We start from the raw sequence: 13,259 nt of genomic DNA on the forward strand, positions 1-13,259 counted from the left end.
TCCAACTGTCGGGGGATCAACTTCCAACGCTTGTGCCGCGCCGCGCGTCGACTGGAGGGGAGTATTTCAGCAGCCTGCTAGAGCCTAAAGGGGCGCGCCCCGTGACCTTTGAAGACTGCGCGCACGCTCTGAGAAGTATTGAGGCGGCCGGCCATCCGGACCATCCCGCATTCACCCGCACTGAAGTTACCCACCCCGAACTCGAGCAGGCCCACATCAGTGTCCTGCAAGAGGCGAAGCTACCACGACGACGTTGACATGACTTTGATTCACACCTTCGCTCCCCAGCCCGACGAATCGGGACCTGGCTACTACCGCAGGCTTGCGTCTGCCAACGCCCTGAGCAGTTGGAAGGATTTGGCACGCCATTGCGGCGGGCGCACTACCTTCGGCGTACTACTGGCACATCCCGAACACGTATCGCGCAGCCTCGGCTTGAGCTTGGAATGGTGCATGCAGGCGACAGCCCAAGATGACATTGCCCGCACCTGGCGGGGGCTCCGACGCCACTGCCGAGACGCCGTCTGTGTCCACTGCCTGCGCGAATCTGTCAGTTTGCGCACGATTTGGGAACATGCGCAGATGGTGGCGTGCCCGTCTCACAGCGTCCTTTTGCGGGACGCGTGTCCATCACGTCACACGGCTTTGAGCTGCGGGCGCGAGCACATCGAATTCTGCGAATGTGGCTTCGACCTACGCGCAGCAATGCCAGAGACGGCGACTCCTGCGCAGCTGTGGGTTTCATCGCTGCTCGCTAGAGGCAGCGCCATCGTTGAGAGCTTCGGCCCCGCTATGCACGATGCAGAATGCATTGGCGCCGCGCGCCTCATCAATGCTCTCTGCCGGCAAGCGGACCCTGCGGTCATAGCCCGACGCTCGAATGCCTCGGCGCCATCTTCAATGCAGGAGCTCGTCGCATTCCTGCGCCCGCTTGAGAACCTGCTCGCCAATTGGCCGGTGAACTTCAAGAGCCACGTCAGCGAACGCCTCCGGATTGGTCCCTCGGACGGTCGGACGCTGAACAGCAGACTCGGCAGCTGGTACCAACAACTGCGAAAACTCAGCGACCACAAATCGTTCCATCCGTTCATGGTTGCCATTGGGCAGGTCGCCGAAGCCGAGTTTGACGGCGTTCTAGGACTAGATGCAACAGCGAAAATCATCAACGAGAAGGCGACGTCCGTGCTGTTGTTGGAGGCAGCGAAGCGCATTGGGGTTCCATACACCTCACTCAGTCACTATCGCCGGAAGGGCGCCTTGGAATGCAAAGCAATCCGGTCGGGTACCAATGGTGTGGTCTATCAGGTCACAGTCGACGAGGTCAACACCATTATCAACGCGCGAAGCCTATGGACTACCGAGGATGCGGCGTGCAAGTCGCTCGGCGTTCCCCCTGGCGTCCTAGGGCATCTGTGCGAAGCGAATGTGATTGCGCGGGATGCACGTTGGAAAGAAGACCTTCGCAAGGGCGGTCCAATCGAAGTGACATCTATCGCGCGCTTGACCGACCGAATGCAGCGGTCCACCTCATTCCAGGAGGGCGGAGGCCGGCGCGTCAAGCTGCGCGAGTTGTCTGCCCGGCAGGTTGGAGACAAGAAGGCGTTGGCCCGGGCGTTGCAGGCTATCGCATCGGGCTCAGTACTCGCCGTCAAGGCTGAAGGTCTTGTCGGTGACCATGAGTTTCTTTGGGATGACGTCGCAAAGCACTACGCTCGACCGATGCTTGACCAAGGTCAGACTGTCCAGGCGCTATCGGAGGCTACTGGCTACAAGCACGAAAGCATATTGAGCTGGGTGAGTCACGGCCTACTCAAGTCTTATGACGTGCTCCTGCGTGGACAGCCATGCCGCGTGGTGACGCCAACCCAATTCGCAGAGTTTCGGCGTGAGTATGTGCCGCTGTCTGACCTCGCGAAGGAGATGGGCACCAAGTCCTCAGCACTGGCTCAACAGCTCGGGAGCATCCAAATTGTTGGCAGTCAGGTGCTGCCCGGCGGAAGACGGCGAGGGGGCCTGGTGCGCATGGCAGATTTGGCGCGGGCTGCAGTTCAAAAACAACGCGTGGATGGCGCCAATCCGTGACCCCCACCCGCCGGTTCAGTCGCCCGTCTACTGCTTCTCGATGCCGGCCTCTTTGAGGGAGGCAGCCAAGCTCACCTGCTCGGTTGCAAGAAATTTTTCATATGCCTCCGGGGTGCCGCCGTACGGCTCGGCGCCGCTTGCCTCCAGTTTCTTTAGGAACACTGCGTCCTTGAGTGCGTCGTTAACCACGGCGTTGAGGCGGCTGACCACTTCTGCAGACGTACCTACCGGCGCTACGATGCCGTTCCAAGCGGTCAGCTCGATGTTCGGAATGCCTGTCGCCTCAGCCACCGTGGGTACGCCGGGAAGCAACGGCGAGCGGGCTTTTGAACCAACCGCTAGCGCTGTGAGCTGCTTGGATTGCACGAAAGGAAGCACCGTGTTCAAGGTGGTCATGAAGGTTTCCGTCTGACCGCCCACGAGGTCGGCGAGCGCAGGCGCGGTACCTTTGTAGGGCACATGCGTCAGGTCGATGCCGAGCCGCGACTCGAGCATCGCAAAAGCCAAGTGGTCGATGGTGCCGGCACCAGACGACGCGTAGTTCATCTTGCCCGGTTTTGCCTTGGCCAGCGCAACGAACTCTTGCATGCTTTTCGCGGGAACCTTGGGGTACATAGCCACCACGAGGGGCACACCTACCGTGCGCACGATGGGTACAAAATCCTTCAAGGGGGTATGCGTTGCCGACTTGTACGCCAGCGCGCCGAGCAAGAACGAAGAGGTGTTGTAGAGCAGGGTGTACCCGTCCTTGGGCGCGCTCGCAACCATGGTCGACGCAACATTTCCGCCTGCACCTGGCCGGTTGTCCACGATGACCGGCTGCCCGAGCTTCTCGGCCATGTATTGTGCGAACAGCCTGGCGTTCACGTCCGTAGGGCCACCGGCTGGGAACGCCACCAACATGCGTATTGGCTTGTCCGGGTACGCACCCTGCGCGCCAGCTGCGCCCGTGCCCAGCATCGATGCGACCCCGGTGATGAATGCCGCAATACGTCCTAGTTTGCAAACCATATTTGTCTCCTGTCGTCTTTTGTTGTGGATGCCGAACTGCGAAGAGAGCCTGCGCTACCCTTCGCTGAAAGTTGGTGCCGAGTGGTTGCCCACCTGCCCAACGATTTCCGCGAGCACCTCGTCCGTGTGCTCTCCGAGTCGAGGAACCGGTCGGCTCATTTCAGGCGGTGTAAGCGACCAGTTGCCCAGGCCCGCCATCTCTATGAGCGGACCTTCAGTTGGGTGGATGCGGTGCTTGAAGAAGCCAACCGCCTCCAGATGTGGGTCATGGATAAGGCTCTCCAGCGTATGCAAAGGCATCACTGGAATGTCCAGATGCGTGAGCCGTTCGAGCCAGTAGTCCGTAGGCTGCGTCTTCAGATATCTCGCGACTTCTGTATAAAGTTCGCTGATGTGGTGGGTCCGTGCGGCAAGACTCGCCAGTCGCTTGTCGTCTTGGTACTTTTCTTTCGCGCCTACCAGTTCAAAGAACGAGCGCCAATGCTTGGTTGTGTACAGAACGGTGCAGACATGGCCGTTGGCGGTCGCATAAGCCTGACGCGAGGGTGCGAGCAAGCGCTTGTAACCGATGTCGCCTTCCGGTGGCTCGTACGTGTGCCCCGCCATATGCTCACTCATTACATACGGGACCATGGTCTCAAACATAGGAATATCAACCGACTGTCCCTCGCCCGTCTTCATGCGATGAATGACAGCGGCCAGGGTGGCTGTCGCCGCCGCCTGGCCGACGATGCGGTCAACGATGGCCAGCGGCACGTAGCGCGGAACACCGTCTCCGACCTGCGCGATAAGCGTCGGAATCGCACACACGGCCTGAATCATGTCGTCGTAAGCTGCACGTGCCGCGTAAGGACCTTTCTGACCGTACCCCACGAGCGAGACATAAATCATGGAAGGGTTCACGCGAATGAAGTCTTCGTATGCCAGCCCAAGCCTAGCAAGCGCAGCCGGTCGTACGTTGCTCACGAAAACGTCGGACGTGCGGGCGAGCGCCAAGAGCTTTTCGCGAGCCTCTGATTGCTTGACGTCCAGAACCACACTTCGCTTGTTGCGGTTCACATGCAAAAACCCTGCGCTCATTCCCGGATTTCGCATCGGGCCAAGGTGGCGGATAGTGTCCCCTTCCGGCGCTTCTACCTTGATGACGTCCGCACCCAGGTCCGCAAGCACCTGAGTCGCGAAGGGCCCCATCAGCACCGAGGTCATGTCAAGGATGCGAAGTCCGTTCAACGGTCCAGCCATATGTCGTTCTTCCGCGTATCAGGTTGCTTGTACGAAATCACAGAACGTTCCCTGGCTAGCAAGCACCTGTGTGCCTAGCCAACGATGCCAAAAAGCTTCTGACCCGTGGGCCATGCGCCATTCATGCAGGCGCCTCGTATAAAGCTGCAGGTCGTACTCCGCGGTGATGCCCACGGCACCGTGCAGCGCATGGGCGGTATTTGCTACGAGGAGCGCCGCCTCGCTGGCGCGTCCCTTGGCGATGGCCGCACGCAACAGCGGCGGCGCATTGCCCTCGCCGAAAGCCGCTTGGGTCGCCAGGCTCGCCGCAACAATGTGCTCGGCCATGACTGCGAGCTGATGTTGGACGGCTTGAAACTTTCCTAGCGACTTGCCGAACTGCTCACGGTCGTTGCAGTGCTGCAGGGTCATCTGGAACACCTTCTCCATGGCTCCGCACAACATGCCCGCATAGCTCGCGGCGGCGAATGCTTGCAACTGCTGGGGAGGGCAGTCTGTGGACAAGCTCTTGTCCGCGTAGCCTGCGGGCCACGCCAGCGAAGCGAGCTGGCTACACCAGATACCCGCCGACGTAACGCTCGCCCCCTCGGTCTCCAGCAGTACTGTCGCGTCTGCAGTCACGACGAGCACATGCTTCACCACCGCACCAAAAGGAAGGTGGGCGCAGACCAAGGCGCCGTCCTTGCTGCAAGCTGAAGTGGAGGCCAGACCTATTGGTCCATGAGGCATGGAATGCCGCCCCGCTGCACCCAAATATTTTCTTGCTATGAGGGTATTAACCAGCGGCATCGGCGCGGCGAGCGACCCCTGCAAATGGCAGATGGCGTACAAATCCGACAGCTCCATGCCGGCTCCCCCTTCGCCTTCAGGAACAAGCAGGTCTAGGAAGCCGGCCTCTTCAAGTGCGTCCCAGGGTTGGCCCAGCTGCCCACTCTGCTCGACACTGCGCACATAAGCAGGAGTGACCTCGGCCTGAAGAATCTTTCGTACGGCTTCAACAAACATACATTTCTCTTATCGAAGGCCCAAGCCGCGCGCGACCATTCCGCGCAAAATCTCCCGCGTTCCTCCCCGGAGGGAGAAAGACGGCGCCATCAGGCTCAAGTAGTTCAGCGCGCGCAGGAGCTCTGGCTCTTGCTGCTCCGGTGGCAGCGCACCGACAATCGCTTCGAGCACGCTTGGCACTGACTGCTCGAACTCGGTTCCCAAGTCCTTCATGAGTGCCGCTTCGACCAAGGGGCTTTCCCCGGCTGAAAGCTTTGTGGTCAGCGCGACGGAGACGTGGCGCAGCGCCACGATGTGTGTTGCGAACTTGCCGAGCACCGCAAGTTCCTCGGCGCTCGCTGCGCGTGCAGGCGTGCCCGCACGAAGCGAGCTGAGCCATGCATTGAGGAGCACAGCGCTTGAGTAGAAGCGCTCGGGCCCGCTTCTTTCATAGGCGAGCTCGGCGTTTACCTGAGCCCAGCCTTGTCCCTCTTGGCCAACCATCGCAGACTCAGGGACGAAGACATCGTCTAGCAGCACTTCGTTGAAGTGCGCATCTCCGCACAGGTCTACCAAGGGGCGTACTTCCATCCCTGGCGCCTTCATGTCTACGATGAACTGAGACAGCCCTTTTTGCCGGTCATCGGGCACGCCCGAAGTGCGCACCAGCGCAATCATGTACTGGCAATGTTGAGCGTTTGTCGTCCAGATTTTCCGGCCGCTCAGTCTCCAGCCACCGTCGACTTTCAATGCCCGCGAGCGCACGCTTGCAAGGTCAGAGCCAGAGCTGGGTTCGCTCATTCCTATGCAGAAGAACGCCTCCCCCGCACAAATGCGCGGCAAAAAGAAATCGCGCTGGTCGCTCGAGCCGAACCTCAAGATAAGCGGGCCGCTTTGACGCTCGGCAACCCAGTGAGCTGCAACAGGCGCACCTACGCTGAGCAATTGCTCAACAATCACGAATCGCTGCAGCGGCGTCATCCCCGCGCCCCCGTACTCCTTGGGCAACGTCAATCCTACCCAGCCCCGTTTGGCAAGTCTCTGACTGAAGTTTGCGTCGAACCCCATCCAGCTCCGAGCACGCTCGGCCGGCACCCGGTCCCCGAGATGTTCTCGCAGGAACTCCCGAACGTCATCACGAAGCTGTTTCGTATCTGAAGGCAGCGCCGCGTAGCGAAGCGAAGCCAGGAGGTCAGTCATCGAAGGGTGCGGCGATGGTCGCCGTGTGGCAGTTAGATAGGGCCGATGCTATGGACGGTCTCCCACAGGCGTCCAATATCATGTTTGGGGTTCGCCATACCGTTCCGCTATGTCCTCTCGTGGTTTGCCAGTAGACGTCGGAAGCTGCCATGCCTTTGGGCCGCTTGTCGTTCAAACTTCCTCTTCGCCATCACGAATGCCTGAAGCAAAACCTACCGAGAGCAATCCAAAATGAGCAACTGCGTCTTGTACGAGCAGGATGGGAGCATCGTGACTCTCACCTTGAACGACCCTCAGCGTCGGAACCCCTTGACGGGAAACACAATGGTCGCGGAGCTGCTAAGCGCTATTGACCGAATTCACCGTGACGTTTCCGTGCATGTGGTCATCCTGACGGGCGCAGGCTCTGCCTTCTCGACGGGTGGAGACATCAATGACATGCAGCGCCAGATGGCTCCAGATGCCCCACTTGTTGAAATTCGGCAGGAATACCGCCTAGGCATACAACAGCTCCCCCCAGCACTGTTCAATCTTGAAGTACCTGTCATTGCCGCGGTCAACGGTGCAGCGATGGGGGCCGGCCTCGACCTCGCGTGCATGTGCGATATCCGAATCGCGTCTGAACGGGCAAAGTTCGCGGAGAGCTTCGTCAAACTCGGGCTTATTCCCGGAGATGGTGGGGCCTGGCTGCTGCAAAGAATCATCGGTCTCTCGCGCGCTGCCGAGATGTCGTTCACCGGCGAGCCAATCTCTTCAGAGCTTGCTGCGCAGTGGGGATTGGTGTCGAAAGTGGTACCCCCCGAAGAGCTGATGCCAGAAGCACTCCGCCTTGCACAGCGAATTGCAGGGAATTCCGCACCTGCAGTGCGTCTGACCAAACGTTTGATGCGGGAGGCTATGCACACCCGCCTCGACACGCTCTTGGAGCTTTCTGCCTCCTACCAGGCGATTGCGCATAAAACTGACGAGCACCGCAGCGCGGTGGCCGCCTTTGTGAGCAAGGCCACAGCGTCTCTTACCAGCACCTAGCGCCGATGGACATCAAACGCATCCGCAACTTCGTCATGCTCGCCGAGGCTGGAAGCTTCCGCCGAGCATCGGAGCGGCTGCATCTCGCACAGCCAGCACTCACGGTTTCCATCCAGAAACTCGAAGCTGAGCTTGGCGCCCGACTTTTCGACCGAGGACCGGCCGGCGTGACGCTCACCGTTGCCGGCGAGGCCGTACTACGAGAGGCGAAGCGCCTGCTTTTCTTTGAGGGTCAAGTAATCGCCGCGGCTCATGATGCGGTCTCGGGCACCGGTGGCACGCTGCGAATTGGCTTCGTTGGGACCACCACGTTTGGCATGCTCCAACGGCTCTTGCCGGCATATCGTGCAAGCTACCCGGCAGTGGAACTGAAGCTCCAAGAAGCGCCATCAGTCTCCATCATCGAACAGCTCGAGCACGGCACGCTCGACTTAGGACTTGTGCGCACGCCGGTGATGGTCTCGACCTCTGCCACCCTGCTGCCGCTGGAACGTGAGCGGCTCATCGTGGCGCTGCCACCCGGTCATTTCCTTGCGAAGCGTGATGCCATCCGGCTGAAGGACCTCGCTGGCGAGGCGTTCCTTATGTATGCGCAGGGAGCGGCCTCTAGCTTGCGCTCACTTGTGATGGGAGCCTGCCAGCGTGCAGGCTTCGTTCCTCGCATTTCGCAGGAAGCAACACAGGTGCAGACGTTACTCGCACTTGTAGAGAGTGGGTTGGGAGTCGCGTTTGTCCCCTCCGTGATGCGGAGGTACGCGAGTGATGTCATAGCCTATAGGGAGGTGCTCGACATCGAACATGACGGCGCGATGGGACTGTCATTGGCTTACATGGCAGATGCAGAATCGCCGGCGGCCGTGAAATTCAGGGAAGTCGCACTGCGGGTGGCTGCAGCAGACGCACGACGCGAATAGCGAGCTGAATTTTGTGCGTAAGCGTACTTGGCGGTCAGACACAGGCGCTTCCGTGCAGCTAGTCGTAAACTTTTAGCCCTTTCCTCGTTGTCGTCGGAATGGAAATCGTCCTATTCAAAGACAATGAGGCTTACCGTTCAAGGTGGGGGAGGGCAGTTGCCAGTTTGGCGCGCGCAGAGGGCCCTTGGTTCAAGGTCGGCATATAGTTCAGACACCGTCGCCCACGACATATCGCGTTTTTTGCCCACGAGTTCCTGCCAGCTGCCTCAGCCAAGCCTTCCGGGCCAGTGAGGGTGGCTGTTTCGGCGGTCAAGATTGAGATTCTCAGGTTTTGCTTCGACGATTTCTCATCGTTGCTTCCAACATGGCCCAAACCCCGCGTCATTGCTAGGAGGCGTTTCTCTCCTTATGGGTCTCTCTACATGTAGGTTCTCAGATAACTTGAGAACATTCTCAGCACTTGCCAACGAGTGGAGGAGGGCGGACCCATACATACGTTGTGCCAAATTCTGGCAGGTGTGTCCGGCAAGTGTGGCGTGGTCTGAGGTGCCTTCACTGCTATCCGGAGCACACACCGGCCGCCGGGCAGCTGTCGTAAGCAAAGCCGCATCGGCGCCGGACGGGCTCCAGAGGCGGAATGCGGCCAACACCGGTCAGTCGCGCGTAGGTCAGAATCCCGGCGTGCGCGCCCTCAGGGCACGACCAGCTCCGCCGAATAGAACACACGGAGGAATCGAGTGAGCAACCTGAAGTATGTGGGTGTGGCTGCGTTCGCGCTGGCCATGAGCCTCTCGGCCAGTGCTGGAGCATGGGGTGAAGGTCCCTTTGACAACGACGATGCACAGGACTGGCTGATTGAGTGTTCGAGCTCCGCGGGGCCGGGCACGATAGCCGAAGCTATCAATGCAGCGTTGCGTCCTGGCTATCTCGAGGCCGATGCGGGTTCTGTTGCCGTTGCCGCCGCCGAAGTTATCGCTGCTGCGGATGGAAAAGGGCCTGCCACGACGAATGCAGAAGCTGCGCCATGTCTCGCAAAGACGCGCACGCCCGAGGTGCGCGCCTTGGTGCCCAGTGCACGTCACAAGCCATCACCCGGGTTTCAGACCCCAAGTATTCCGAACTCGCTCAACAATGGTCCGCAGGCAAGTCAAACCGGTGGGCTGCCGGAATCAGCCAGCTTGCGACGAGGCTCGAACGGTAACGGTAGCAGTCGGCCAGAACCGGTCACTAACATCCCCGGCAGAATTCGAACAAGCAGGGTCGCAGCGCTGCGCAAATGTCGATTTTCAGGACACGCTGAGTTTTGCTCAGCTTAGTTTGAACTTGAGTAACGGCGAGGCTGGTAGCTGCCGTTGCTCACCATGCCCAACCACATCGCAAGCAGCTGTCGGTCGCCGGCATCGGCATCGGCATCGGCAGTGCCGCGTCGATCTCTGATCGGCGTCAAACATTTCACGCCTCCCGTTCCCTCCGAATCGCAGGCCGCGGATTCCAGGTATTTCAGGTATTTCAGGTATTTCAGGTATTTCAGGTATTTCAGGTATTTCAGGATATTCTTAAGGGCTGAATCATTCTCTTACAGCTCTTTTGAACGAACGACCCATGGCACAAAGAATCGGCTTGAAGAAATTACTTCCCAAGGTCCTTGGCACCGCGGCCCTGCTGATCGGCCTTGGCGCCGGGCTTGTTGCCTGCGGCGGTGGTGGTGACGGTGGAAGCAGCGGTGGAGCCGGCTCTGCCCCCGTGCCCAGCACCTTCGGTATCGCCGGGACCGTGACCGGCCTGGCCGGCAGCGGCCTGGTTCTGCAGAACAACGGCGGCGACAACCTCGCCGTCTCGGCCAACGGCACCTTCACCTTTGCCACGCCGCTGACCAGCGGGGCCACCTACGACGTGACCGTGCGGACCCAGCCTAGCGTGCCGGCACAGACCTGTACCGTGACCAGCGGCAGCGGCACCGCCAGCGCCTCGGTCACCAATGTGGCGGTGACCTGCGTCACCACTCCTGTTCTGACCTTGGGTGGCTCCGTCACCGGCCTGACCGGCAGCGGCCTGGTCCTGCAGAACAACGGCGGCGACAACCTCGCCGTCTCGGCCAACGGCAACTTCACCTTTGCGACGGCGCTGAACAACGGCGCCGCTTACGACGTGACCGTGCTGAGCCAGCCTGGCGTGCCGGCCCAGGCCTGCACCGTGAGCAGCGGCAGCGGGGTCGTCAGCGCCTCGGTCACCAATGTCGGAGTCACTTGCAGGTCCGTTGGACGTTTCGCCTACGTGGCGAACCTCTACGACAACACCGTGTCCGCTTACACCATCGACGCAAGCACCGGCGCGCTGACATCGGTTGGAACAGCGGTCACCGGAGTCGGTCCCGAATCCGTCACTGTGGATCCGTCGGGCAAATTCGCCTACGTGGCGAGCTACAACGACAGCACTGTGTCCGCATACACCATCAATGCCAGCACCGGTGCGTTGACATCGGTTGGAACAGCGGTGGCCGGAAACGGTCCCAACTCCGTCACTGTGGATCCGTCGGGAAAATTCGCCTACGTGACGAACTTCTTCGGCGGCTCTGTGTCCATCTACACCATCAATGCCAGCACCGGCGCGTTGACATCGGTTGGAACAGCGGTCACCGGATCCAATCCCAAATCCGTCACTGTGGATCCGTCGGGAAAATTCGCCTATGTGGCGAACGCCGGCGGCAGCTCTGTGTCCATCTACACCATCAATGCCAGCACCGGCGCGTTGACATCGGTTGGAACAGTGGGCACCGGAAACCAGCCCCGAGCCGTCACTGTGGATCCGTCGGGAAAATTCGCCTATGTGGCGAACTACAGCGGCAACACCGTGTCTGCCTACACCATCGACGCAAGCACCGGTGCGCTGACATCGGTTGGAGCGGTCACCGGATCCAATCCCCAATCCGTCACTGTGGATCCGTCGGGAAAATTCGCCTATGTGGCGAACGCCGGCGATGACACCGTGTCCGCTTACACCATCGACGCCAGCACCGGCGCACTGACATCGGTTGGAACAGCGGGCACCGGATTAGTTCCCTTCTCTGTTACGGTGGACCCGTCGGGTAAATTCGCCTACGTGGCGAACTACGACGGCAACACCGTGTCCGCTTACACCATCGACGCCAGCACCGGCGCGTTGACGTCAGTTGGAACAGCGGTGGCCGCTGGAGCCCGTCCTTATTCCATCGCCGTCACCCGGTAGGCGCTCCAACGGGGGACCGGTGCGGGTGCCGCTGATCGATCTCGTGTTCAGCGAATTCCCCCGTCGACCTGTTGGACTCGGCTGACCTCGGAGAGTCGTCAACGACTTTGGCGGCGGCCCGGTTCACGTCTCGAAGCCGGGCGATTCAGGGTCCGCTTTTGAGCAGCACGTACAGCCGCTTTGGGCCCCATGCTGACTGTCGTCGACTTGCGGTGAACGTCCGCAAAGCAACGGACAGCGGTCATCGCTCGTAGAGCAAATCCGACTGAGGCGGCCGCGAGGCGTTCTCAATGGGGGTGGGGATGTTGGTGGTGGATGTCCGGATAGTGGTCGTGGCTATGAACCATGGGCTCGTGGCGATGCCAGTGCGTGTGCTTGGCTGTAGCGGGCGAGCCATCGGAATGAACGTGCCGATGGTGCGCGTCATGGTCATGTTCATGGCTGTGCTCCAGCGGCTCGTGCGCGTGCCTGTGCCCGTGCTTCTCCGTCAGATGCAGCCACACGCCAATGGCCATCAGGACCCCGGCCAGCACGAGCTGAAGCGTGACCGGCTCACCCAAGAGGCCGATGGCCAGCACAGCGCCAAAGAACGGCGCAACCGAAAAGTAGGCGCCGGTGCGGGCGGTGCCGAGATGCCGCAGTGCGACGACGAAAAGCACTAGGCTCGTTCCATAGCTCAAGAGGCCGAGGAGACCTGCCCCAGCAACGACTGCCGCCGACGGCCAGGTTGCACCAGTGGCGAATGCCAGCGCGAGGTTCGTCGCGCCGGCGACTAGCCCCTTGGTCATCGCGATGAAAGACGCATCAGCCACCGACACCTTGCGCGTCAGGTTGTTGTCGACCGCCCAGGCCAGGCACGCACCCAGGACGGTCAACGACGGCCACAGTGCTCCAACGCCCGACTTGTCGGGCCAGCTGAGGATGGCGGCCCCGGCCACGATGGCAACCATCCCCAAGGCGATGCGCCGGTCGAAGTTCTCCTTGAATACGAACCAGGCAAGGAGCGCGGTGAAGACGCCTTCTGCGTTCAGCAGCAGTGAAGCGTCCGCTGCGGCCATCCCGGCCAATCCGGTCATCAGCAGCAACGGGCCGAGCATGCCCCCTGCTACGACAGCCCCTGCCAGCCAGCCGAGTTCGGCTCGTTGCAGGCTGACGGTCGGCGCCCCGGAAAGCAGGCGCCACACCCAGAGTCCGAGGCCGGAGCCAAGGTAGAGCACCCCAGCGAGTAACCAGGGGCTCGTGTGCGCGAGCAGCAGCTTAGCGACGGGTGTCCCGGCGCCGAAAAGCGCCGCCGCGCCGATGGCGGCCAGAACTCCGCGGTGGGTGAGAGCATTCATGACGTCGTTCTACTCCTGACCGGCAACCCGCAGAAGGCCCCCGCGCAGCGCGCGGGTCCGAGCGTGGGGTCGAAGTTCACCTTTGCGCATCGTCGACCGATATGTCCGCTAGCAACCGAAGCGGACGTCCCGGGTAGTCGGCTTGAGCGTCCGCTGTTGGCCGAGGCTGTGTGAAAAGACTTCCAGTCTCGCTCTTCCAAAATTAAAATCGATGCACCCGTTCTGAGCGAGGTGC

11 protein-coding genes are annotated in these 13,259 nt (G+C 60.8%); 6 read left to right on the plus strand and 5 right to left on the minus strand.

What is annotated here, in order from left to right; translation table 11 throughout:
* Positions 1-257 (plus strand): hypothetical protein (locus N8A90_RS25110; RefSeq protein WP_262078014.1); only part of this gene is annotated, 257 nt, incomplete at its 5' end.
* Position 258: 1 nt separating this feature from the next.
* Positions 259-2,082 carry a TniQ family protein gene (locus N8A90_RS25115; protein WP_262078015.1) on the plus strand — a complete coding sequence of 608 codons (1,824 nt, stop codon included), beginning with the start codon at positions 259-261 and terminating at the stop codon, positions 2,080-2,082.
* A 27-nt stretch (positions 2,083-2,109) separates the two neighbouring features.
* Here N8A90_RS25115 and N8A90_RS25120 read toward each other — a convergent pair whose 3' ends face one another.
* Genes N8A90_RS25120 through N8A90_RS25135 form a run of 4 tightly spaced genes read right to left on the minus strand, consistent with a single transcriptional unit; the run spans position 2,110 to position 6,519 of the window.
* On the minus strand, positions 2,110-3,093 hold the full coding sequence (locus N8A90_RS25120) for a Bug family tripartite tricarboxylate transporter substrate binding protein (RefSeq protein WP_262078016.1): 984 nt from the start codon (positions 3,091-3,093) through the stop codon (positions 2,110-2,112).
* A gap of 54 nt (positions 3,094-3,147) precedes the next feature.
* On the minus strand, positions 3,148-4,335 hold the full coding sequence (locus tag N8A90_RS25125) for a CaiB/BaiF CoA transferase family protein (RefSeq protein WP_262078017.1): 1,188 nt from the start codon (positions 4,333-4,335) through the stop codon (positions 3,148-3,150).
* An 18-nt stretch (positions 4,336-4,353) separates the two neighbouring features.
* Entirely contained in the window at positions 4,354-5,340 is a 987-nt protein-coding gene (locus tag N8A90_RS25130; protein ID WP_262078018.1) for an acyl-CoA dehydrogenase, read from the minus strand.
* A 9-nt stretch (positions 5,341-5,349) separates the two neighbouring features.
* A complete protein-coding gene (locus N8A90_RS25135) occupies positions 5,350-6,519 on the minus strand; it encodes an acyl-CoA dehydrogenase family protein (protein ID WP_262078019.1) in 1,170 nt (389 codons plus the stop codon).
* A 231-nt stretch (positions 6,520-6,750) separates the two neighbouring features.
* Between N8A90_RS25135 and N8A90_RS25140 the strand changes: the two genes are divergently transcribed.
* The 4 genes from N8A90_RS25140 (at position 6,751) to N8A90_RS25155 (ending at position 11,687) form a co-directional block, all read left to right on the plus strand.
* The gene (locus N8A90_RS25140; RefSeq protein ID WP_262078020.1) at positions 6,751-7,548 is read left to right on the plus strand and encodes a crotonase/enoyl-CoA hydratase family protein; all 798 of its coding nucleotides are present in this window, start codon (positions 6,751-6,753) and stop codon (positions 7,546-7,548) included.
* A 5-nt stretch (positions 7,549-7,553) separates the two neighbouring features.
* Positions 7,554-8,462, plus strand: coding sequence for a LysR family transcriptional regulator (locus tag N8A90_RS25145; protein ID WP_262078021.1), 909 nt, complete (start codon positions 7,554-7,556; stop codon positions 8,460-8,462).
* Positions 8,463-9,199: 737 nt separating this feature from the next.
* Positions 9,200-9,778 (plus strand): DUF4259 domain-containing protein, encoded by a 579-nt coding sequence (locus tag N8A90_RS25150; RefSeq protein WP_262078022.1) that lies wholly within the window; start codon positions 9,200-9,202, stop codon positions 9,776-9,778.
* Between the two features lie 286 nt (positions 9,779-10,064).
* Positions 10,065-11,687, plus strand: coding sequence for a lactonase family protein (locus N8A90_RS25155; RefSeq protein WP_262078023.1), 1,623 nt, complete (start codon positions 10,065-10,067; stop codon positions 11,685-11,687).
* 287 nt (positions 11,688-11,974) lie between these two features.
* Here the strand turns inward: N8A90_RS25155 and N8A90_RS25160 are convergent, their stop codons facing one another.
* Entirely contained in the window at positions 11,975-13,024 is a 1,050-nt protein-coding gene (locus tag N8A90_RS25160) for a DMT family transporter (protein WP_262078024.1), read from the minus strand.
* Between the last annotated feature and the right edge of the window lie 235 nt (positions 13,025-13,259).

Source organism: Variovorax sp. N23, from assembly GCF_025486315.1.
Taxonomy (GTDB): domain Bacteria; phylum Pseudomonadota; class Gammaproteobacteria; order Burkholderiales; family Burkholderiaceae_C; genus Variovorax.

Bases quoted from the DNA above. Each gene is read 5' to 3' on its own strand.
- N8A90_RS25115 (WP_262078015.1), top strand. From the start codon at position 259: ATGACTTTGATTCACACCTTCGCTCCCCAGCCCGACGAATCGGGACCT.
- N8A90_RS25120 (WP_262078016.1), bottom strand. From the start codon at position 3,093: ATGGTTTGCAAACTAGGACGTATTGCGGCATTCATCACCGGGGTCGCA.
- N8A90_RS25125 (WP_262078017.1), bottom strand. From the start codon at position 4,335: ATGGCTGGACCGTTGAACGGACTTCGCATCCTTGACATGACCTCGGTG.
- N8A90_RS25130 (WP_262078018.1), bottom strand. From the start codon at position 5,340: ATGTTTGTTGAAGCCGTACGAAAGATTCTTCAGGCCGAGGTCACTCCT.
- N8A90_RS25135 (WP_262078019.1), bottom strand. From the start codon at position 6,519: ATGACTGACCTCCTGGCTTCGCTTCGCTACGCGGCGCTGCCTTCAGAT.
- N8A90_RS25140 (WP_262078020.1), top strand. From the start codon at position 6,751: ATGAGCAACTGCGTCTTGTACGAGCAGGATGGGAGCATCGTGACTCTC.
- N8A90_RS25145 (WP_262078021.1), top strand. From the start codon at position 7,554: ATGGACATCAAACGCATCCGCAACTTCGTCATGCTCGCCGAGGCTGGA.
- N8A90_RS25155 (WP_262078023.1), top strand. From the start codon at position 10,065: ATGGCACAAAGAATCGGCTTGAAGAAATTACTTCCCAAGGTCCTTGGC.
- N8A90_RS25160 (WP_262078024.1), bottom strand. From the start codon at position 13,024: ATGAATGCTCTCACCCACCGCGGAGTTCTGGCCGCCATCGGCGCGGCG.